This window comes from Pseudomonas sp. 3296, from assembly GCF_031456615.1.
Classification (GTDB): domain Bacteria; phylum Pseudomonadota; class Gammaproteobacteria; order Pseudomonadales; family Pseudomonadaceae; genus Aquipseudomonas; species Aquipseudomonas mucoides.
The window spans coordinates 62,503-82,918 of the sequence record NZ_JAVDUY010000009.1 but is presented as its reverse complement, the minus strand read 5'-3'; the positions used below and the strand labels follow the sequence as shown (position 1 = coordinate 82,918).

Below are 20,416 nucleotides of genomic sequence, written 5' to 3'. Positions count from 1 at the left end.
ATTGTCTCCAACCTCACCGGAACCTGCATTGTGGAATAATTTTGTACATTCATAGGATAAGCTGATCAATCTGTCTGATCCCGAGTGCGCACCATGGCCATAAACTTCGACCTCAACGACCTGCAAGCTTTTCGCGCCGTGGTCGAGCAGGGCAGTTTTCGCAAAGCCGCCGACGCCGTGCGTATCTCTCAGCCTGCGCTGAGCCGGCGCATCGAAAAGCTTGAAGACGCCCTCGGCGTGCGATTGTTCGAACGCACGACACGTAAGGTCAGCTTGACTCAGGCCGGGCGCGGTTTCATGCCCAGCGTCGAGCGCTTGCTGGACGATCTGGACGTGGCGCTGCTGGGCATCAGCGAAGTCGCCTCGACCCGGCTCGGCCATGTCACGGTGGCCTGCGTGCCCTCGGCCGCGTATTACTTCATGCCGCGCGTGATCGCCCGTTACCACCGGCAGTTCCCGAAGATCAAAGTAAAAGTGCTCGACTCCAGCGCCCACGACGTACTCAGCGCCGTGGTCAATGGCGAAGCAGATTTCGGTTTGAGCTTCATGGGGACGCTGGAGACTGAAGTCGAGTTCGAACCATTGGTGCAGGAAGGTTATGTCCTGGCCTGTCGGCGCGATCATCCGTTGTCGGGTCGAACCAGCGTGACCTGGGATGAGTTCTATCAGCAGGATTACATCTCGCTGGACAAGACCTCGGGCAATCGCTTTTTGCTGGATCAGGCGCTGACCGGCATCGTGCCGCAACGGCAGAGCATCTGTGAAACCCGGCATGTGACGACGATGATCGGTTTGGTGGAAGCGGGGTTGGGGGTCGCGGCGGTGCCGCTGATGGCGATGCCGGCAGCGGATCACCCGATTCTGACGCGGGTGCCACTGACCGACCCGCAGGTGATGCGCAGTGTCGGCCTGATCAAGCGCCGGGGTCGCACGTTGACCCCGGCTGCGTTGGAACTGGAGCGGCTGGTGGTGGAAATGAAAGTACAGGTCAGCGACTGACCGAATCCAGCCCGGTGGCCTTCACATCCGGTTGAGCGGCCGAGGACGCCAGGTACTCCAGCAACGCCCTGGCTTCAGCCGGGTGTTGCGCGCCCACGGGAATGCCGGCAGCGAAGCGCGTTACCGATTGCACCGACTCTGGAATCTTTGCGACAAAACTGACGCCCGGCACGGGCAGCAATTCGCTGACCTGCTGGAAGCCCAATTGGTAGTCGCCGGTGGCAACCACCGAACCCACGGGGATTTTCGGGATCATCTTCGATTTGGGTTTGAGTTGGTCTTCAATGCCCAGGCGCTTGAACAACTGATCCTCGATGTACACGCCACTGGCGCTGTCGGAATAGGCCACGGATTTAGCATCCAGCAACGTTTTTTTCAGCCCCTCGACGGAGCTGATATCCGGTTTCGGAACGCCTTCGCGCACCACCAGGCCGATCCGCGAATCGGCCAGTTCCACCCGTGAAGCGGGATCAACTTTGCCTTGTTTGATCAGGTCGTCGAGGGCGTAACCGACCATGATCACTACGTCAGCCTTTTCTCCGCGAGAAAGACGGTTGGGAATAGCTTCCGGCGCTTTGCCCATCGACGGGCCAAGGGCTGTGTCGAGCGTGTTGCCGGTGGACGCAGCAAATTTAGGGCCGAGGATTTTGTAGGCAGCGGTGAAACCACCGGAGGTCATCACGCGGATCTCTTCTGCCTGGGCGACGGTGCTCAGGCCGAGGCTGGCCACCAGGCCGAGGGCGGCGAAATTGAATAGCTTGTTCATGGTCGTGTTCTCACAAAGGGCAGGTTCAAGACATCGCCGGTTGCAGGCGGCCGGTGGAACGGCGGTAGAGATACAGCGTCGCGCACAGTGCGCAGAGCGCGGCGAAACTCATCCAATAGCCGGGAGCAGCCTTGTCGCCGGTGTACTGGATCAGGAAGGTCGACATCGCCGGGGTGAAGCCGCCAAACACCGCCGTAGCCAGGCTGTAGGCCAGGGAGAAACCGGCGACCCGAACTTCGACCGGCATGATTTCCGTGAGCGCCGCAATCATCGCGCCGTTGTACAAACCGTAAATGAACGACAACCACAGTAAGACCAACAGCATGTTGACGAAGCTTGGCGCGTTGACCAGATAAGTCAGCGCTGGATACGCAGTGGCGAGGGTCAGCAGCGCCATGGCGATCAGCACTGGACGCCGACCGATGCGGTCAGACAACGCGCCGCCAATGGGTAACCAGAAGAAGTTCGAAACACCCACCAGCAAGGTCACCAATAACGCATCGGACGTACTCAGGTGCAGCACGGTTTTGCCGAAGGTGGGGGCGTAGACGGTGATCAGGTAAAAAGCCGTGGTGGTGAGGGCGACCATCATCATCCCGGCGAACACGATGACCCAGTTCTGCGCGAGGGTTCGGAACACATCGCCCATGCTCGGCCGATGTTTGCGCGCTTCGAATTCCTCGGTTTCTTCGAGGTTACGGCGCAGGAAAAAAATGAACGGCACGATCATGCAACCGACGAAAAACGGAATCCGCCAGCCCCAATCGGCAATCATTGCGGGCGCCATCCACTGATTCAACCCGTAGCCCAAAGCCGCCGCGACGATAATTGCCACTTGCTGGCTGGCCGACTGCCAACTGGTGAAGAAGCCTTTGTTGCCCGCAGTGGCGATTTCCGCGAGGTACACCGAGACGCCACCCATTTCCGCACCGGCCGAGAAGCCTTGCAGCAAGCGACCGATCAGCACGAGGGCGGGTGCAAATAACCCGATGGTTTCGTAACCGGGCACCAACACAATGAGAATCGTGCCGCTGGCCATAATCGACAGCGTCACGATCAACCCTTTGCGCCGACCCACATCGTCGATGTAGGCACCGAGTACCACCGCGCCCAACGGACGCATCAGGAACCCCGCGCCAAACACCGCGAAGGTCATCATCAGGGAGGCAAACTCACTACTGGCCGGGAAGAACACAGCCGCAATTTGCGTAGCGTAAAAGCCGAAAAGGAAGAAATCGAACTGTTCGAGGAAGTTACCCGAGGTAACCCGGAAAATCGCACTGGCGCGTGAACGCCCGGAAGGGTTTGATGTTGTCATTGACCTGTACTCCACCGCTCTTATGACGTGCGCTGCCTGGACGTGGCGCACGGTTCTTATTGGGGCGAATGGTGGAGCAGGACGATCGATATGATAAGTGCATTGTTGGCATGCATTAATGCATGAAGCAGATCAATACAAGCGAGCGTTAGAACCTGGGGAGGTCGTTAACTGCAATCTGAAGGGTTGTTTAGCAAGTTTGGGAGTTCAGCGTTTATAGATCAGTGCATCAACCACAACGCCAAACGCTGATGAATGCTCACGGCGATTGGGGTAGTAAAGATGGTATCCCGCAAAGGGTTGGCACCAATCCTCAAGTACTCGCACCAGGTTGCCGTCAGCCAGCTCCCTGGCGACCATATCTTCTGGCAGAAACCCTAAACCGCATCCCGCTACAGCAGCACGCAGGATCGGCACGCTGCTATTGAACGTCCACTGCCCCTCGACGCGCGCCTTGAGTTCGTGGCCATCCTTCTCAAAATCCCACTGCATCAGGCTCCCATGGGTGGGCAGACGCAGATTGATGCAGTTGTGCGCGGCCAGATCGCCCGGCTCCCGGGGAAACGACCGCCCCTTGAAGTATTCAGGTGATCCCACAACCGCGATGCGCAACGGCGGGCCGATGGGCACGGCGATCATGTCCTTGGCCACCTGATCTCCCAGCCGCACGCCGGCGTCATAGCGCTGCGCGACAATGTCGGAGAGGGCGTAGTCGACGGTGATTTCGACCTTGATGTCCGGGTAGTCGGGAAGCACCTTCAACAACTTGGGCCAAAGAATATTGTTCGCCGCATGTTCGGAGGCGGAGATCCGCACATTGCCTGCCGGGGTATCGCGAAACTCGCTGACCGCGGCCAGTTCAAGCTCGATCTCGTCAAAGCGCGGTGCCATGGTTTGATACAAGCGTTGGCCGGCTTCGGTCGGGGAAACGCTGCGTGTGGTTCGCGTCAGCAGGCGAACCCCAAGCCGGGTTTCGAGCGCACGCATGGTGTGGCTCAGTGCGGACTGCGAGACGCCCAGCTGTGCTGCCGCGCGGGTGAAGCTGCCTTCGCGGGCAATGACCACGAAGGCTTGCAGATCGTTGAGATTGGCGCGGGACATTGATGAGAGCCTCTCATGGGGCAGCGCGTGATTATGCCATGTAAGCAGGTTCCGGCTGGATGCGCGACCCCCGAAGCATCCGTCAAAGGGTTCGGGCGTAGAACGCTGTCAGCTTGCCAATGGCTGCGTCGACATAACGCGGGACCCAGTAGGTTTCGATATGGGTCGCGCCGTCGATGATGAACAATTCCTTGTCCTGGGTGCCGGTAGCCTTGGGGAACGCATCCTGAGTCATGTACAGGCTGTCAGCCTTGCTGCCCGCGATCATCAGCAACGGTTGATTGATCAACTCGATCTGGTTGGTCGCGTCGAAACGCATCAGGTCCAGCAGGCTGCTTGTGGTGTATTTGAAGGTCGAATTCGGATGCGCGTGGGTCTTCCAGTAGTACTCGTAGCCTTGGCGATAGAGTTCGAAGGGCAACTTGGAGATCTGCTCATCGGTGAGGTTGGCATCACCCGAATACAGCACCGCGCCCCCGGCGGCTTCCTGCGCGCGGGCGGCCGACGCTTGTTGCAGGCGTTGCTGGATGCTGTCCAGTTGCGAGTCGTTATAGCCGTTGCGGCGCACGCGTCCCGAGTTGAACAGGCTCACCGTCGCCAGCGATTTGAAGCGCTTGTCGGTTTGCGCGACGGCCAACGAGTAACCACCACCGCCGCAGATGCCAAGCAAGCCCAGGCGCGTGCTATCGACGCCCGCATATTGACTGATGAAGTCTGCCATACCGTGGATGTCTTCGATGCGATACGAAGGTTTATCGATGCTGCGAGGCTGTCCGCCACTTGCGCCTTGGTAGGCCGCATCGGCGGTGATCGTGATGTAGCCCTGTTCGGCCAGGCGCTGGGCGTACAGACCGGCGACCTGCTCTTTGACGCCGCCGTTCGGATGCGCGACCACAACGGTCGGGTAGACCTTCTTCGCATCGTAGTTGGCCGGGGTGTAAACGTTGGCAGCGATGTCCAGGCCATTGAGCTTGTAGCTGACCGGGTGGATGTTGACCTTGCCCGGTTCGTTGCTGGTCAGGGCGCCGTCGTACGCCAGGGTGAACGGGTTCTTTTTGTAGTCCGCAGCGCCAGCTTCGCCCGCAGAGAGACCGACCAGCGCCGACATGAGCGTGGCTTTGAGAAGGGTGTTTTTCACGTGAAGCTCCTGAGCAATAAAAAGGGCGGCAGTGCAATAGGGAGAGGGGTCAATCCAGCTGTTTTTCTTTGAGGAATTGCGACACCAGGTCGGCGATTTGCACGTTGTTCAAGTCCGACATGGGGAAATGGGTATTGCCGTTGATGCCAATCTCCGGCAAGTGGATCAGACGCACGTCGCCGCCGTGCCGATTCACTGCATCACGCCATAGCCGGGCCATCTTCAGGCGGGCGCGCCAACTGTCCTGGGCGGGCAGGTCGACCGCCTGTTCCGGGATGTTGTCGCCGTAGAGGATCAGGATCGGAATGCGCGTCAGTGCCATGAATCGTTCGATTGGCACCGCCGCGCCTTGCACCGTGTCGAACGCACTGGGAATCGGCGCCGGCACTTCGCCCTCGGCAAACACGAAGCTGCTGCCAGGCTCGAACGCCACAATGGCCTTGACCTTGTCGTTCTTGATCGCCGTCAACCAACCCGGCCCGCCGCCCTGCGAATGCGTGAACAAAATGCCCGGGCCGATCCTGTCGAAGACCGCCGACACACCATCGGAAACCACGCCCATGTCGAACGGCCCGGTGTTCGGTGTCATCGCACGGAAAAACTGATCACGGGTCTGCGCGTCCTGAGCCACTTGCACGCCGTTGAAGTAGTTGGGCCACAGGCCGATGCGGAACTGGTTGAACCACAGCTGTTCGTCCTGCGTTGGCTTGATGGTCGTCTCGACCATGCTGCGCCCGGCATCGCCACGCCGAGGCTGATCGATCAGATAGACGCCGTAGTGACGGCGCAGAAAGATGTTCTGGAAACCTTCGCGGCCATCGGCGGTGGTTTCCCAGGTCTTGGAAAACTGCCCCGCGCCGTGCCACATGACGATGGGCAGTTTTCGCGCATCGACCGGGATTTGGTAGAAGGTGTAGGCGTGGTCACCGTGGTAGGTCTGGCCGTCGGGCGTCATCGGCTTGCGCGGATTGAATGTGCCCGGCGCGGTGTTCATCGTTCCCCCGGCGGCGAAGCTGCCTTGTGCCTGAATCAGCAATGGGCCTGAGCCATCGGGCTGGTTCGCACAGGCTGCCAACAGGCTCAGCAGAGTGATGCCCAGCAGGTTTTTTACGGATTTCATGTCATTTCCCCGAGGCGGCGAGTGCCTGGTTCAGCGCTGTGTTTGCACGTTCGGCAGTTTGTGCATCGCCGTGGGCCTTCAGCACTTCAATGACCTGACGCAACTGTTCCGCGCTGAGCCCCACGCGCAGGCTCGCCAGCATGTGCGAACGCAATTGCGATTCCACCCCCGGCGTCGCCGCCAGCGCTCCGACGGTCGCCAGTTCACGGCTTTGCCAGTCGAGGTTGTCGCGCTCGAAGATGTCGCCGAACAGGTGGGTTTGCAGAAACCGGTTGATCACCGGGGCGAACTCGAACACCGGCCCTTTGACCGGGCCACCGGAAATCTTCGTTTGATTGGCCGTGCCGGCCGCCAGCAGCTCATTGCCGGTTGGAATGGCCCGGCCCGGCTCACGCCCGGGTGCGTCCTCGATGCCGCGTTGTTTGCGCGTTTGCACCACTGTCATCAGCTCGTTCAAGGCATTGAGGCTGCGCGGGAAACCAACATAGGCGTATAGCTGCACCAGAACCTCCCGGGTTTCGCTGACAGTCAGGCCGGCATCGAGCCCTTGGTTGAGCGCCGTGTTGAGATTGGCCATGTCACTGGTCGCCATGAATGCTGCGATCAGGGGAATGGCCTGTTGTTTGCTCGACAGCGTTTCTGCGGTGGCTTGCGTGGTAACGCTGAACATCGCCCCAAGGCTCAGGCAGAGCGCCATCAATGCGGGGAGGGGAGTGGTCTTGTGAGCATCAGTAGTCATCGTGAAAGACTCCGTCCATTGCGGGTCACTGCGGTGTCGCTGGATCGTACGGAGGATGGTTGTGGCGATTAACCCCGATATTGCGCAAGGACTTCTGAGCAGAACTCATGAGTCTTTTTTTTAAAGACCGTTGGAAACCGGACGCCAACTCGCAAACACTGGGCTGGAGGCGCTGTGGGGGTATCCTGAGAAAAGTGCCGAGCGCCAGGCCCTGACACATTTCGTAACTTCATTTACTGCGCTTGCGCTGCGTATTGCGCATCCGAGACTTTTTCCGCCCAAGTCACAGCCTTGCCGTCCTCGGCTTCAGCGATGGCGATATGGGTCATGCCGTTGCTGGCTGTGGCGCCATGCCAGTGACGAATGTGCGGCGGTATCCAGACAATGTCACCCGGACGGATTTCCTGACGCGGGCCTCCCTCTTGCTGCACATAGCCGACCCCGGCGGTGACGATCAGTGTTTGCCCCAGCGGATGGCTATGCCACGCAGTGCGCGCGCCAGGTTCGAAAGTCACCGTGCCGCCGCCGATGCGCGCCGGCAAGTCCCCCTTGAACAGGCCATCAACGCGTACCGTACCGGTGAAGTTTTGCGCCGCGCCCTTGATTGAGGGCTGAGAGCCATTCTGGGTGATGCGAATTTCATTGGCCGCTTGGGCTTCAGCGGTAAAGAGCGACAGGGCCACGAGTGGTGCGATCAATGGGTTCATCGGATGGACTCCGGTCAGACAATGAAGCTGCTCCGCAAACGGAGCAGCGCAAGGCAGGCTCAGAGGCCGGTCATCTTCAGCGCCGATTCCGGCAGGCGTTCACCGTGCACTTGGATCTGCGCCATCTGCTCATTGATCACGCTCAAATCGTCGCCAGTCAGCTCCAAGTCAACCGCGCCGAGGTTCTCTTCCAGTCGGTGTTGTTTGGTCGTGCCCGGGATCGGCACGATCCACGGCTTCTGCGCCAGCAACCAGGCCAGCGCTACTTGCGCAGGTGTCGCGTGTTTACGCTCAGCAACGGCCTTCACCACGTCGACCAGCGCCAGGTTGGCCTTACGCGCTTCAGGGGAAAAACGCGGAACAACATTGCGGAAATCGCTGGCGTCGAATTGAGTGTTTTCATCGATCTGGCCCGTAAGGAAGCCGGCGCCGAGAGGGCTGAACGGCACGAAACCGATGCCCAGCTCTTCCAGCACAGCAAGCAGTTCATGCTCGGGTCCACGCCAGAACAGCGAGTATTCGCTCTGCACCGCCGTGACCGGTTGCACGGCGTGCGCGCGGCGAATGGTTTGCACACCGGCCTCGGACAGACCGAAATGCTTGACCTTGCCCTCGGCGATCAGATCCTTGATGGTGCCGGCAACGTCTTCGATCGGCACCTGCGGATCAACCCGATGCTGATAAAACAGGTCGATGCAATCGGTGCGCAAGCGCTTCAACGACGCCTCTGCCACGGCGCGGATATGTTCCGGACGGCTGTTGGTGCCACTGCCACGCGCGCCGGTGACCAGGTCGATATCGAAGCCGAATTTGCTGGCGATGACCACTTGCTCGCGGATCGGCTTCAAGGCCTCGCCCAGCAACGCTTCATTGGCGAACGGGCCGTACGCCTCGGCGGTATCGAACAAGGTGATGCCTTGCTCATGGGCAAAACGAATCAGCTTGATCATGCTCGGTTTGTCAGCGGCCGGCCCGTAGGCCGAGGTCATGCTCATGCAACCGAGGCCCAGAGCGGAAACTTTCAGGCCACTGCCCAACGTGCGGGTTTTCATCGTGTTACTCCCGTGCAGAAATCGATTAGCGCGTGAGGTGGCTATCGCTCAACCATTCATTCACGCGTTCCATGGTCTTGCGCTCTTGCTCACCCTCCATCACAAAACCTTCCATTAGCCTGGATTTCGGTGCATGTGTTTCGAGAACGCGGCGGCTATTGCCCAACCCGTATCCGCCGTGAGTATTGAAAGGGATGAGGGTTTTGCCGGCCAGGTCGTGGGCGCTCAGAAACGCACGCACAATCGGCGGGGCGGTTTCCCCCCAGATCGGAAAGCCGAGATAGACCGTGTCGTAGTCGGTCAGCGCCCGACGCGCGCCTTGAGAGCCTCGGGATAGCGCTCGCCTTCGATGTGTATGTGCGCCAGCGCCGCATCGATAGCCTTGAGTTCGGCCGCGTCGAGCGTGATGTCCGCACCACCGAGGTTTTCTTCCAGTCGATGCAACTGGGTCGTCCCGGGAATCGGCACAATCCACGGTGCCTGGGCGAGCAGCCAGGCCAGTGCGATCTGCGCCGGCGTGGCGTGCTTCTGCGCGGCGATCTGGCGGATCAACACCACCAACCCCTGATTGGCCAGCAGCGCCGACTGGCTGAAGCGGGGCACGATGCTGCGGAAATCGTCGCTGCCATAAGTGGCATCCGCCGACACCGTGCCGGTGAGAAAACCCTTGCCCAGCGGGCTGAACGGCACGAAGCCGATCCCCAACTCCTTGAGCGTCGGCAGGATTTCCTGCTCGGGCTCACGCCACCACAACGAGTATTCGCTTTGCAGCGCCGTGACGGGTTGCACCGCATGGGCGCGGCGAATCGTTTGCGCACCGGCCTCTGACAGGCCGAAGTGCTTGACCTTGCCTTCGTCAATCAACGCCTTTACTGCACCGGCGACTTCCTCGATAGGCACGTCCGGATCAACCCGATGCTGGTAAAGCAAATCGATGTAATCGGTTTTCAGTCGGCGCAACGAACCCTCGACGGCGACCCTGATGTGCTCGGGACGGCTGTTGAGAATTTGCTGTTTATTGTCGTCGCCGAAGGTAAAGCCGAACTTAGTGGCAATGACCACCTGATCGCGAACCGGCGCCAGCGCCTCACCCACCACTTGCTCATTCAGGTAAGGACCGTAAACCTCGGCGGTATCGAAGAACGTGACACCTCGGTCGACTGCCGAGCGGATCAACGCGATGGCTTGTTGCGTGTCCGTCGCCGGGCCGTAGCCATGGCTCAAGCCCATGCAGCCTAAGCCCAGGGCTGACACTTCGAGTGAACCGTTTGCGAGTGTGCGCTTGTGCATTTCGATCTCCCGACGTTGGCGTTGGGGGAACAGTAAGCGAGCTAACGAGTGGGGACTAGACGGGGAAATCGGCAAGGGTTCATGAGGTTTACTCATCAGTCCCAAAAAGTGAGGAGGTGGCGTAAAATCTGTCGGCGTTGGTTGATCAGCAGACGAAAAATTTGCTGCTCTTAGGCCCCATGGGGCCTATCGGCCAATTGCGAGCGGGGCGTCAAGATGGCCAAGGCAACCGCCACGGTGAAGAGTGCCGGCACGTCACCAGCCAAGTGCCCCATTTGCCCCGGCTGGGTGACCGCCTGGACGGCCATGATTCCTCCATGTACGGCGCTGGACCACACGGTGAACCAGATCAGGCTCAGATTGGCTAACGGATCACGAGCCGCCAGGATCAAGAACACGCCAAGTGTGGCGTAGATGCCAACGATCATCATCGGGTAGTCCGAGTGACCGGCGTGCCAGGCCCAGCCGGACGGCCAGAACAACATAAGTGGGTAAAGAGCAAGGCACGCGAGGCCAGCCAAAACTAGAACGACGCGCAAATACCTGAGGCGATCGACTACGGTCATGGCGGACTCCTCTTTGGGCCTGACTCTGAATAGACCCCAAGCGGGGGTGATAACGCCTTCACGGGCTTGGTGAATAACATTCCTTGTTCCAGGCCGGGCATTGTGATGGTCGGGTGACCGCTGAAGGGGTTTATACACCGTGAACGGAAAGCCCAATCTGCTCAATCAGTTCCAGCAGTAGATCAAGCATAGCTACTCCTTTGCTATCGCTCTGTCCTCTGGCTGCTACTGGTCGGTTTCTACCTGTCGTGATAGGCAGAAAACGACCGATGCTGTTGAAAAAGTCGGCGTTGGTTTGCGCATCAGAAAAGTGCTTCCGGGCTCGGATTTCACGTAGCGGCGTGAAAAAAAGCGCTTTCGCCAGTCAATGCTCAGGCAACTTGGGCAGACCGACTTTTTCAACAGAATCAATCCAAACCTGACCTTCAGGTGGGTAAATTTTTGTCACCTCGTGAATGGCATCTTCAAGGACTTTGCGATCCGAGCTAAAATTTTTATGCATTTTTCAGAAACAACGAGCGGTGGTTCGTTAATCATGTAAAGCAGGTGTTCGAACGCTACTCCAGCCTCGTTGTGATCGACATAATCCAGAACTATTTCACCACCATTCTCTAAACCTGCCTGAGCTAATGCATGGTCTTCCGGTACAGGGCCGAGCTGGTCGTATGCAATGGACATCAGCGTCGAGATTTCCTCAAGTGCCTCAACGAAATCGGCCCTCAAGTCGTTGTTAAGGTGGCTCATAACAAACATTCCTTCGATTATGGTGACCTGCGTTCCGTTCCCGTCTGGTCGATTGTCGCCCAAGACCTGGTCTTTGCGCACGCGCTTGGGAAGCTAAGGTCGACTGTCCGCTCTTGGGTCACGCTTTACCCATTTCCTCGTACGAAGCATCGACGAACGTGATGTGCTCATCCCAAGCAGCTTCAGCTAGATCCCGGATAATTTCAGCGAGCGTCTCAACATCCACCCCCTTAGCTTCGATGCAGGCCAAGCGTCCGGGCGACCAGTCGATGACGGAACACTGTGGATACTTCCTTAGCAGTGCGGACAGCGCTTCCTGAGGAGGCTCTTTGTGGGTAGCCCTGGTGGAAATCGTCTTTCAGGTTGGTTGTGCTGCTGGTGACCGATTCTTCCAGCACTTGCGGCTGTTTGCCTTCGTGGAGGATTTCGGTGAGCAGCCACAGGTCATTCCATTTGGCTTTCGGGTGTTGGGTCAGGGCCAGGAAGTGGCCGCTGACCAGCAACGGCTGATCGCTTTTGCCTTCGGCGAGCTGGAAGTCGCTGCGGTGACGTTCGAGGGTGCGTTTGGCCAAGTGCTTGCCGCGTTCGCGGTCGAGGAAGCGGCCGGGGTAGTCGTAGTCTTCGAGGTCGGGCAGGGTCGTATTGAACGCAGTAGAGGCGCTCGGGATAAATCGCCCCGACTTTGAATGCGTAGGCGTCGCTCTGGATGCCGTGCTCTTCGAGGACCTTGCCGATGATTTTCGGCACGCTGAGGTTCTGGAAGATGCGCTGGTTGATGCGGTGCGCCAGGTAGGACAATTGCGGGCGCAGGGTCACCGCGTAGCGGGTCAGGCGTTTGCCGGAATCACCCTGGGCGGCCCGGTAGATCTGGCCGTGAATGCCGCTGCCGTCCGGCGAGAGCTGCAGGAAGGCCGGTTTGTGCAGCAGGGTTTCGAGGTCCAGGGACGGCTGTTCACTGACCAGCTCCACCTCAAACACGAACGGTTGGCTGATCGCCTCCCGACCTTGCAAGGACAGCACCTGCAAATCGCTGGAGAGACCTTCGATGGTCAGGGCAAAGTGAGTCTGATTGGCCGGCGCGAACATCCCTTGTTCCTCGTGCAGTGCAGCGGCGTGCGCCAATGGCCGAAAAGGCCTCGGCAGACGCAAAAATTCTGGAAGGGCGAAAACAACATCGACCAGCAGAGCTGGCCGATGCTTGAGACGGTCGGCCTGATTTAGGCGACCGGCAGACGCCAGTCATCGGAACCCGAAGTACCGGATACTTCGTGGGTCCAGGTGATTTTGCGGTAGGTGAACTGCACTTCTTCCAGGTGCGTGAAGTGCGAGTTCGACGGGTCCTGGCAGTTGTGCATTTTGTTGTTGATGGCGACGATGATCGCGTCTTCCAGTTTGGTGGTGTAGTAGTGCTCTTGGGTACCTTGAGCCGAAGTGCGGTACCACTGGATAACGATTTCGCTCATGCGCTCGCCGGAAGTCAGAGCGGCTTGCAGCAGTGGAGAGGACTTGTCGTAGACCTTGGTGATAACCACTGGCTTGTGAACGCGCTGACCGGTTGGCTGGCCGGATTGCGGGTCACGCGGGATGATCACGTCGTGGCTGAAAGCCTGAACCATGACCTGGTCTTCGTGACCTTCCTGGTAGGTGTTGCCAACCGAGTCGGCGGTGAATGCGCCGGCGGTGATCAGACCTTGTTTTTCGCCAGTGACGGACATGTACGCTGGTGTAGCCATGGGTGTGCTCCTTGCTAAAAATTTAGGGTGCCCGGGAGGCGTGTATCGCCCGGTGGGTGCCTGACTGTTATCAAGGTCCGTGCCAGAAATGTTGAGGGCTATGTAAACCGGGGGGATGGCCGAGGTTTTCAATCGCTTAAGTGATTTTGAAGGGAAAAGCCCCCTCAAAGTGCGCAACTTCTTGCGCATAATGGCTATTAGGCGTCAGTGGGTGATGATGGTGTAGCCAAGCTGTTGCCGCTGGCCGAGCATTGACTTGATAACGGCTGTCCTGCCGGCTGAAAACTGTCCCAGGTATTCAATTTGCGCCCTTTAGCTTTCGAGTAGGAGGACACGGCTCACCGGACTCGAAATCAGCAACCTGCCCTAGCTCAAATCACGATAGACAGGGTCGGTCAGTTTTCAGATTGCATTGAAAGACGGCAGTGGTAAGCCCATTGACCTAACTAAAAACTACAAACTGTCGAGCAATGGGGCATCAACGATCAGTCCTACTGGGTTGAAATATGGCTTTATCGCAGACCTGCAAAGGAACCTTGATGAAGCACTTTCCGGTGGCGGCATCGACACAAATCTAACTTTTGTTACGACTGTTGAATAAGTAGATGTTTTGCGGAGGTGTGTGTTTTGAAAGATTGGTTTTTTGGGGGCGTTTACATGTTTGCTGCCGAACACAGCTCAGGCCAGTACTAATATTGCTGAAATCGCTGGTAATTTGCTGTAGCGCCTAGGGCGGAAGGGTGAGAGCGTCATTGTTCAAAATTTCGGAACCTTGCCTGTTTTAATGTCGCAAGTTGTAACCCAACGAAAAAACGAAAAGGTATTGATCTCCGAGCAACTACGTTGGCCGTCGACGCCATCGGCGGTCAGAAAGAATGCAAATGATGGGTCAGTTCGATTGCAAGCGGGCGGTCAAATGAAGCGCAATTTCGCAGCCATGACCCGCAGCGATGACAATGAGCGCAAGAAAGCAGAGCAACTGAACGCTGAAGAAGGCAAACCGAACAGCCACGAAGGCATCGGTTTGCACATGGCAGACGTGCACCAGCGATTGGCACACGCGACCGATCAGCACGCACAGGCTCAAGTAGTTCACCGTAGGCCCGTTGATGTCGAGGGCTGAAATCACCCAGACGATGACGGCAAAGACCGGCAGGTTTTCCACGCAGTTGGCGTGTGCCCGTGTCCCGCGCCGATACCAGTCCTCGCCTTCGAGTTGATCGCTGCGGAAAGAGGCGATCGGCACATTCGAGAACAGGATGGCGACCCAGCGATACACGCCGACGGTGGCCATCAACAGCAGCAACGTCCAGGTCGCAAATCCCAGCAGCATCCACATCGGTATCGTCATGGCCGCCATCCTCCACAGATCGCTGTCAGCACGTTATCGCACAGCGCGCGGCCGACGGGCAGTCGGTCGCGCGCGGTCACTCAGTGGCTCATGATCGGCGCCAGTGCGGCCTGAATCCTGGCCATCTGTGCGGGCGTGGTCATGCTTGCCAGCAGCCGGCCAAAGTGGGGATGCTGCACGCCCGAGATAATGTATTGCCAGCGGTAGGCGCCCAGTACGCCGGCCTTGATTTGCGCGGTCTCGTCGGCACTGAGCGATCTGGACACATTGTCCATGAAGTACTCGGCATCGGCCGCCGATTGTGCCTGCAGGATGGCGTCGACGGCGCCTACCAGCGCAATCAGGTCATTAACTGCCTGGTCGCATTCGGCCGGCGTGAGTTTCGCGTGCTCGGCCTTCCATTCCAGTTCATCGAGTACGACGTGCCGGCTTTCATCCTTCCAGTGAAATTTGAAGACGTCCTTGAACAGCGGGCACAACTCCTCGCGCGGGGCGATGCTTTTCGTGTAGTGCGTTTGCACAAACAGCTCGATATGGCAGGTCAGCGCCAGCACCGACCAGGTGCTGGCCGCCAGTACCGCACGCGCCACATCGTTGGCATCGGCCACTTGGCGATAGCCTGCGGGCAAGTGCGAGTCCAGCATCGTTTCCATGCGCCGGAACAGCTCCTGGTGCTTGATCTCGTCGTTGGAAAAGCGCACCAGCGCTTCGAGGGCGAGCTGATCGTCAAAGACATGGGCGCGCCCCTGGTCGAGCATCTTGGCACTGATAAAACGCTCGACCAGGCCAAAGAGGTACGCGTAGGTCCGGCCCTGAATCTGACTGAGCAGGCGCGCCTCGTGCGCGGCGAGAAAGGTCAGGCGGTCGATCTGCGACAGCCCGTCAGGCAGGAATTTACGCGAGAAGTCGAAACGACGGTCCTGGAGCAAATCGCGATCGATTTGCCATTCCGATTTTTTCGATGACCTGACCATTTGCGCATAACGGGCGGCGTTGCCTGAATCCGGGCCGGGTATGGTCGTGAGGGTGTTCATATCGATCTCCTGCTGTGGGGCCGCTACGGTTGACGTCGGAACCCTTCGCCATGGGTGAGCCTGGGGGGCTCGTGTCGGTCGCCGGGTCCGCGTTGGTGCTAATCTAGGTGTCGCCTTTGCGGACGTGAATGCTCCGTACGCCTGATTACCTGCTCCGGGCTCCGGAAGGGAGGGTTGGCACATGCTGGATGCGCTTTCTGATGTCTTGCGAGTGATTCGGCTGTCTGGAGGGGTGTTCCTCGAGGCGGAACTCACCGCGCCCTGGTGCATTAACGGCAGGCTCTCGGCGGATGACTGCAGCCCGTTCCTGACGGCGCCCCGACACGTCATGTCATCGCATTTTGTCGCGGCGGGGCACATGCAAATAAGCATCGACGGTGGTGCCGCCGTCGACGTGGGGGCCGGCGAACTCGTGCTGCTTCCGCGCAATGACGCTCATTCGTTTGGCAGCGACCTGAGCATTGAACCCATGCCGGTAAAGGACGTTATCCAGCCGCCGGAAGTCGGCGCGATTTCACGGATCAATTGCGGCGGGGGCGGCGAGGCCACCCAGTTATTGTGCGGATTCCTCGGCTCTGAAACGCCCTTCAGTCCGTTGCTGTCGTCGCTGCCATCCTTGTTGAAGCTGGACTTGCGCGCGACGGCTTCGGGCGCCTGGATCGAAAGCTCATTCCGTTTCGCGGTCAGTGAAATCGCGGCGGGGCGCGTCGGCTCGACAACGGTCATCGCCAAGCTCTCGGAATTGTTGTTTGTCGAGGCCGTCAGCCAGTATGTCGCCAGTCTTCCCGAGGAGCGGCGCGGCTGGCTGGCAGGGTTGCGAGACCCGCACATCGGGCGTGCGCTGGCGTTGCTCCATGCCCGGCCAACCGACAGCTGGACGGCGGAAGCATTGGCTCAGGAGGTGGGTATGTCGCGCTCGGTATTCGCGGAGCGATTCACGGCGTTGGTCGGACAGCCACCGATGCAATACCTGACCCTCTGGCGTATGCACGTGGCGGCTCAACAGCTGCGCGAAGGTCGCGGTAATGTGGCGCAGATCGGCTTTGCCGTTGGCTACGAATCCGAAGCCGCGTTCAGTCGCGCCTTCAAACGCCAGTTCGGCACATCCCCTGGCACTTGGCGCAGACAATCGGCATGAGCCGTGACGGCTCGCTAGCGTCAGAAAGGGCGAAGTGGCGGCCTCTGATGAAGCCGCCCTGTTTCGCCTGTTTGATCAGTTGCCGCTTGGCATCGACAAGTTGATGCCTTCTTTTTTCAGGGCATCCCGTACGGATTGGAATTTCTGGTATTGCGACAGCTCGATTGGCCCGTCATACCCCATGCTTTGCAGTTTGCGTGGTGGGTAATCGGCATAGGTTTTCATCAGCTTCATGATCGCCGCCGTGATCGGCACCATCGTCCAGGTGCGCTCGGTGAAGTTGTTCATGAACAGGTCATAGCGCTCTTGCGGGTCTTGCCACAAATCGAAGACTTGCGGCACGGTTGCCACATATTTTTCCGCGCCTTTCCACCCCAGGTTGGTGTCCACCGCCAAGCCACCGGTTTGCGCGCCATCGTCGCCGCGCAGGTTGAACACGGCCTTGTAGTTCCCGACACGGGCCGCCCCCGGCGACAATTCGTTCTCGGTAAAGTAGAACCACTCCTTGCGTGGAGAAGGGCCACTGGCAGTGAGTACGGGGGTCATGTCGTAGCTGTCGAAGATGATCGGCTGACCTTCACGATCTTTCTCGGGCAGCTTCACGCCGGCAACCGAGGCGAAGGTGGCCATCAAATCCAGGCCCCCGAGTAACTCGTGGTTTTTGGTGTCTGGCTTGATCTTGTCTGGCCATACGGCAATGGCGGGCACCCGGTTACCGCCCTCACGCACCGTGCCCTTGGTCCCGCGGAACGGGGTGTAACCGGCATCCGGATACACATCCTGCCAGGCACCGTTGTCCGTGGTGTAAACCACCAACGTGTTCTTATCCAGGCCGAGCGCCTTGAGCTTGTCCATGATCCGACCGATGTGAGTGTCGAGTTCGACGATCGAGTCGGCGTACTTGGACTTGGACATGGACTTATGAATGAACTCCGGTGCCGGCATGTTGGGCTGGTGCACTTTCATAAAGTTGATGTTGATGAAAAAGGGCTTGTCCGATTTGGCCGCGGTGTCGAGAAACTCAAGCGCCGCTTTTTCGACGTAGTTGTCAAAGAACGGAATGCCGACCACGCCGGGCTTGCCGTCTACCACAGGCGTGTCGACGTACTGGCCGTTGATCTTGAATTCCTCGACCGGTTTTTCACCCGCCTTGCCGGACAACGCGCCCTTGGTCACCCGTTGAAACATGGCGCGGGTTTCCGGGTCCATGTCGGGGAACCAGGTCGGGTCACCGTAAGTGTAGGCATTGAGGTGGTACAGGCCGACGTATTTCATCACGTCATAACCCTGCGCATTGGGCAGCGCATAATCAGCTTCGCCCAAATGCCATTTGCCGGTGAAATAGGTGTCGTAGCCACCGGTTTTCAACACCGATGCCAACGTCCACTCGGCGGCGGGCAGACCACCGCCCTGGCCCTGGAAGGCCACGGTCGTCATGCCGCTACGGTTGGGGATTCGTCCGGTTTGCATGGCCGCGCGACCGGGTGTGCAGCTTGGCTGGGCATAAAACGAGTAAAACGTGACACCTTCTGCCGCCAACTGATCGATGCTCGGCGTGGGCATGCCTCGACCGACCCCACCGCCGTAAGGACCGAGGTCGCCATAGCCGGTATCGTCGGAGACGATAAACAGAATGTTGGTCTTGTCCGTTTGAGCCGCGTGGGCCAGTCCGTTGAATGACAAAAGCGCAGCAAACACTATAGATAACCTGAAACGATCCGATAACTGTTTCATACCAGGATTCCTCGTTATTTCATGGTGCTGGCAACCGGGCGATGAGTGCACGACAACATTGACCCTTGGTGCATTAACCACCGAGCAATTTGCCTGGGTACTGCGTACAGAATCATTTTCCCGTTGTGATATGACCCTCCACAGATACAGGCGCAGAAAAGAGTCTAGTGCGGTTTTTTCAAATGAACGGGGCGATTGCAGCGCTTGGTGGTGTATGTAACGTCAGGGTTACAACAGAATAAATCCCAGCCATGAACACAATCGCCACATAAAGCCCGACTCGACTCAACAGTGACTAGAGGTGCTTTATCGAGTCGCGTGCGCCACATCGCCGCAGAAAATATCGGCGCTGCCATCCTCGGGTGAAGTGCGCACGACAATGGAGTACTTGCCAGATAACAGGTCTGGCATTTTTATCGGCGCGCTTCTGTAAAAGGTCCATCCGCCGGTCCCCGCATTGGGTTCGGTATTGACCTTATCGTTCATGGCGAACGCGGCAGGCCCGGGTTGCTGGCAACTACCTTTGTTGATGAAGGTGTAGAGGCGCGGGGGCAGGATGGTTCCGTTTGGAACGCCGGTTATATAGAAGTCAAAGTTGGTTTGATTGCCTTCGCCAGTCAAAGTGGTCGTGGCGGTATGACCGGGGTTCCTCTGGGTCGCTGTCAAAGGAAGATTCATTGACGGGTTTGATGAGTGGGTGCAGCCGAAGAGACTTGCGGTGATCAATAGTGCTGACAGGGGGGGACAGACTTTCATTGCCAACCTCCAATAGTGGAAGAAGTGCGGTGGGGGGACTCTTGGGTATAGCTCATGCACGCGGCGTTGCGTTCTTGAATATCCCGCGCTGTCGCCAAAGTGCATGAGATTTCGGCAAGCGAACCACTAACCCGGATCTTTTTTCACTGTGCTTGCCATTTGGGCCAGAACGGTTTCACGCTGACAAATTTCCTCTTCCACGCCCCTCACTTCATTCATGTAAACCTCGACGGCGGGCGGCAGTGAGCGCTCTTTCAGGTAGATAAAGCCATAGCGGGTGCGCAGGGCGAGATCATGGAGGGGTAACGGTACGACCTCGCCGGCGAGGAACTCTCGCTCAAAAGTCGATAAATTCCCTACCGCCAGGGCGTTACTGTTCTCGACGAATTTTACGATTTGCATGGGCACGTCTATTTCAATGGCCGGTACAAAATCACCGTTCACCGCATCGTATGCACCGGCACAGCCCAACGTTGCCGGGAGTAAATGGCTGGCCAGTCGCAGCGGAATACGCGAAGCCACCCAGGGATAATCGAGTGTTTGCGCCAACGTCAATGCACGCTTTTGTGAAAGCAGAGGATGGCCGGGCCGAGAAAACAAGCGTCCCTGGTGCTCACCCAACAACTCACAGGTGAATTCGTCCCGACCCTCCAGGGTGCTGATTTCGGCAATCCCCAAATCCACTACGCCGGTCGCGACCTGATGAGCCACGTCACGCCATCCGGCAACATGGGCCGTGACGTTGATGTGCGGATGCCGGGCATGCAGCCGCGCGATGCCGGTGTATCCACTGGTGATACTTGGATAGGGACCCAAGGCCACTTTCAGCGCGCCGATATCACCTCCTGCCAGCAAGGCAATGTCACGCCGCAAATCTTCCTCGGCCACTAACAAGCGCCGACTTTTTTCACGAAGTAAATGACCGAACGCCGTCAACGCAATGCCTTCAGGGCGGCGGTCGAACAGCGTGACGCCGAGTTCACTCTCCAGTAATTGAATGCTTTTGCTCAGCGCAGGCTGGGAAACCCCTAACGCTTTGGCGGCTCGACCAAAGTGCGCATGTTCAATCAATGCCAGGAACTGACGTAAGCGGCGGGGCGTCATGTCATAACCTTTATGTTATTGAAAAC

General features: G+C 58.4%; 19 protein-coding genes and 3 pseudogenes. 2 read left to right on the top strand and 20 right to left on the bottom strand.

Translation table 11 applies throughout. The features are described 5' to 3' along the window. Positions 1-93: 93 nt before the first annotated feature. Positions 94-999: a LysR family transcriptional regulator gene (locus tag J2X66_RS24120; RefSeq protein WP_310269506.1), complete on the top strand. Its 906-nt coding sequence runs from the start codon at positions 94-96 to the stop codon at positions 997-999. Here the strand turns inward: J2X66_RS24120 and J2X66_RS24115 are convergent. From J2X66_RS24115 to J2X66_RS24035, 17 genes and pseudogenes are all read right to left on the bottom strand, one after another. Then, positions 989-1,765, bottom strand: coding sequence for a substrate-binding domain-containing protein (locus J2X66_RS24115; RefSeq protein WP_310269503.1), 777 nt, complete (start codon positions 1,763-1,765; stop codon positions 989-991). The genes J2X66_RS24120 and J2X66_RS24115 overlap by 11 nt on opposite strands. 25 nt (positions 1,766-1,790) lie before the next feature. Continuing rightward, positions 1,791-3,083, bottom strand: a complete 1,293-nt coding sequence (locus tag J2X66_RS24110; protein WP_310269500.1) for an MFS transporter — start codon at positions 3,081-3,083, stop codon at positions 1,791-1,793. Between the two features lie 207 nt (positions 3,084-3,290). Further along, positions 3,291-4,184, bottom strand: a complete 894-nt coding sequence (locus J2X66_RS24105; protein ID WP_310269497.1) for a LysR family transcriptional regulator — start codon at positions 4,182-4,184, stop codon at positions 3,291-3,293. A gap of 82 nt (positions 4,185-4,266) precedes the next feature. Then, the gene (locus J2X66_RS24100) at positions 4,267-5,322 is read right to left on the bottom strand and encodes an alpha/beta hydrolase (protein WP_310269494.1); all 1,056 of its coding nucleotides are present in this window, start codon (positions 5,320-5,322) and stop codon (positions 4,267-4,269) included. Between the two features lie 49 nt (positions 5,323-5,371). Then, positions 5,372-6,316 carry an alpha/beta fold hydrolase gene (locus J2X66_RS24095; RefSeq protein ID WP_310270266.1) on the bottom strand — a complete coding sequence of 315 codons (945 nt, stop codon included), beginning with the start codon at positions 6,314-6,316 and terminating at the stop codon, positions 5,372-5,374. A gap of 127 nt (positions 6,317-6,443) precedes the next feature. Further along, on the bottom strand, positions 6,444-7,181 hold the full coding sequence (locus tag J2X66_RS24090) for a carboxymuconolactone decarboxylase family protein (RefSeq protein ID WP_310269492.1): 738 nt from the start codon (positions 7,179-7,181) through the stop codon (positions 6,444-6,446). A 233-nt stretch (positions 7,182-7,414) separates the two neighbouring features. Beyond that, positions 7,415-7,888, bottom strand: coding sequence for a cupin domain-containing protein (locus J2X66_RS24085; RefSeq protein ID WP_310269489.1), 474 nt, complete (start codon positions 7,886-7,888; stop codon positions 7,415-7,417). Between the two features lie 59 nt (positions 7,889-7,947). Beyond that, the gene (locus J2X66_RS24080) at positions 7,948-8,940 is read right to left on the bottom strand and encodes an aldo/keto reductase (protein ID WP_310269486.1); all 993 of its coding nucleotides are present in this window, start codon (positions 8,938-8,940) and stop codon (positions 7,948-7,950) included. 25 nt (positions 8,941-8,965) lie between these two features. Next, a pseudogene (locus tag J2X66_RS24075) lies at positions 8,966-9,247 on the bottom strand (flavodoxin); the annotation flags it as partial. Further along, complete coding sequence (locus tag J2X66_RS24070) at positions 9,241-10,230, bottom strand: aldo/keto reductase (protein WP_310269483.1); 990 nt, start codon at positions 10,228-10,230, stop codon at positions 9,241-9,243. The pseudogene J2X66_RS24075 and the gene J2X66_RS24070, both read right to left, overlap by 7 nt. A 170-nt stretch (positions 10,231-10,400) precedes the next feature. Beyond that, a complete protein-coding gene (locus tag J2X66_RS24065; RefSeq protein ID WP_310269481.1) occupies positions 10,401-10,796 on the bottom strand; it encodes a DUF6632 domain-containing protein in 396 nt (131 codons plus the stop codon). A gap of 444 nt (positions 10,797-11,240) precedes the next feature. Continuing rightward, positions 11,241-11,540, bottom strand: a complete 300-nt coding sequence (locus tag J2X66_RS24060; RefSeq protein WP_007985566.1) for a MafI family immunity protein — start codon at positions 11,538-11,540, stop codon at positions 11,241-11,243. A 230-nt stretch (positions 11,541-11,770) separates the two neighbouring features. After that, positions 11,771-12,238: pseudogene (locus J2X66_RS24055) on the bottom strand (contractile injection system protein, VgrG/Pvc8 family); the annotation flags it as partial. Positions 12,239-12,358: 120 nt separating this feature from the next. After that, positions 12,359-12,626: pseudogene (locus J2X66_RS24050) on the bottom strand (contractile injection system protein, VgrG/Pvc8 family); the annotation flags it as partial. A 131-nt stretch (positions 12,627-12,757) separates the two neighbouring features. Beyond that, positions 12,758-13,273 (bottom strand): Hcp family type VI secretion system effector, encoded by a 516-nt coding sequence (locus J2X66_RS24045; protein ID WP_007948242.1) that lies wholly within the window; start codon positions 13,271-13,273, stop codon positions 12,758-12,760. Between the two features lie 889 nt (positions 13,274-14,162). After that, complete coding sequence (locus tag J2X66_RS24040; protein ID WP_310269478.1) at positions 14,163-14,624, bottom strand: MAPEG family protein; 462 nt, start codon at positions 14,622-14,624, stop codon at positions 14,163-14,165. An 80-nt stretch (positions 14,625-14,704) separates the two neighbouring features. Next, positions 14,705-15,658, bottom strand: a complete 954-nt coding sequence (locus J2X66_RS24035; RefSeq protein WP_310269475.1) for a diiron oxygenase — start codon at positions 15,656-15,658, stop codon at positions 14,705-14,707. A gap of 181 nt (positions 15,659-15,839) precedes the next feature. Here J2X66_RS24035 and J2X66_RS24030 point away from each other — a divergent pair, with 181 nt between their 5' ends. Continuing rightward, positions 15,840-16,796, top strand: a complete 957-nt coding sequence (locus J2X66_RS24030; protein WP_310269473.1) for an AraC family transcriptional regulator — start codon at positions 15,840-15,842, stop codon at positions 16,794-16,796. Positions 16,797-16,871: 75 nt separating this feature from the next. On the opposite strand, the gene J2X66_RS24025 is transcribed toward J2X66_RS24030, so the two are convergent. The 3 genes from J2X66_RS24025 to J2X66_RS24015 form a co-directional block, all read right to left on the bottom strand. Beyond that, positions 16,872-18,530 carry an arylsulfatase gene (locus tag J2X66_RS24025; RefSeq protein WP_310269470.1) on the bottom strand — a complete coding sequence of 553 codons (1,659 nt, stop codon included), beginning with the start codon at positions 18,528-18,530 and terminating at the stop codon, positions 16,872-16,874. A 306-nt stretch (positions 18,531-18,836) separates the two neighbouring features. After that, positions 18,837-19,286: a hypothetical protein gene (locus J2X66_RS24020; protein WP_310269467.1), complete on the bottom strand. Its 450-nt coding sequence runs from the start codon at positions 19,284-19,286 to the stop codon at positions 18,837-18,839. 126 nt (positions 19,287-19,412) lie between these two features. After that, positions 19,413-20,390 (bottom strand): LysR family transcriptional regulator, encoded by a 978-nt coding sequence (locus tag J2X66_RS24015; protein ID WP_310269464.1) that lies wholly within the window; start codon positions 20,388-20,390, stop codon positions 19,413-19,415. Between the last annotated feature and the right edge of the window lie 26 nt (positions 20,391-20,416).

Coding starts and splice junctions, on each gene's coding strand:
- J2X66_RS24120 (WP_310269506.1), top strand. CDS start 94: ATGGCCATAAACTTCGACCTCAACGACCTGCAAGCTTTTCGCGCCGTG.
- J2X66_RS24115 (WP_310269503.1), bottom strand. CDS start 1,765: ATGAACAAGCTATTCAATTTCGCCGCCCTCGGCCTGGTGGCCAGCCTC.
- J2X66_RS24110 (WP_310269500.1), bottom strand. CDS start 3,083: ATGACAACATCAAACCCTTCCGGGCGTTCACGCGCCAGTGCGATTTTC.
- J2X66_RS24105 (WP_310269497.1), bottom strand. CDS start 4,184: ATGTCCCGCGCCAATCTCAACGATCTGCAAGCCTTCGTGGTCATTGCC.
- J2X66_RS24095 (WP_310270266.1), bottom strand. CDS start 6,316: ATGAACACCGCGCCGGGCACATTCAATCCGCGCAAGCCGATGACGCCC.
- J2X66_RS24090 (WP_310269492.1), bottom strand. CDS start 7,181: ATGACTACTGATGCTCACAAGACCACTCCCCTCCCCGCATTGATGGCG.
- J2X66_RS24085 (WP_310269489.1), bottom strand. CDS start 7,888: ATGAACCCATTGATCGCACCACTCGTGGCCCTGTCGCTCTTTACCGCT.
- J2X66_RS24080 (WP_310269486.1), bottom strand. CDS start 8,940: ATGAAAACCCGCACGTTGGGCAGTGGCCTGAAAGTTTCCGCTCTGGGC.
- J2X66_RS24070 (WP_310269483.1), bottom strand. CDS start 10,230: ATGCACAAGCGCACACTCGCAAACGGTTCACTCGAAGTGTCAGCCCTG.
- J2X66_RS24065 (WP_310269481.1), bottom strand. CDS start 10,796: ATGACCGTAGTCGATCGCCTCAGGTATTTGCGCGTCGTTCTAGTTTTG.
- J2X66_RS24060 (WP_007985566.1), bottom strand. CDS start 11,540: ATGAGCCACCTTAACAACGACTTGAGGGCCGATTTCGTTGAGGCACTT.
- J2X66_RS24045 (WP_007948242.1), bottom strand. CDS start 13,273: ATGGCTACACCAGCGTACATGTCCGTCACTGGCGAAAAACAAGGTCTG.
- J2X66_RS24040 (WP_310269478.1), bottom strand. CDS start 14,624: ATGACGATACCGATGTGGATGCTGCTGGGATTTGCGACCTGGACGTTG.
- J2X66_RS24035 (WP_310269475.1), bottom strand. CDS start 15,658: ATGAACACCCTCACGACCATACCCGGCCCGGATTCAGGCAACGCCGCC.
- J2X66_RS24030 (WP_310269473.1), top strand. CDS start 15,840: ATGCTGGATGCGCTTTCTGATGTCTTGCGAGTGATTCGGCTGTCTGGA.
- J2X66_RS24025 (WP_310269470.1), bottom strand. CDS start 18,530: ATGAAACAGTTATCGGATCGTTTCAGGTTATCTATAGTGTTTGCTGCG.
- J2X66_RS24020 (WP_310269467.1), bottom strand. CDS start 19,286: ATGAAAGTCTGTCCCCCCCTGTCAGCACTATTGATCACCGCAAGTCTC.
- J2X66_RS24015 (WP_310269464.1), bottom strand. CDS start 20,390: ATGACGCCCCGCCGCTTACGTCAGTTCCTGGCATTGATTGAACATGCG.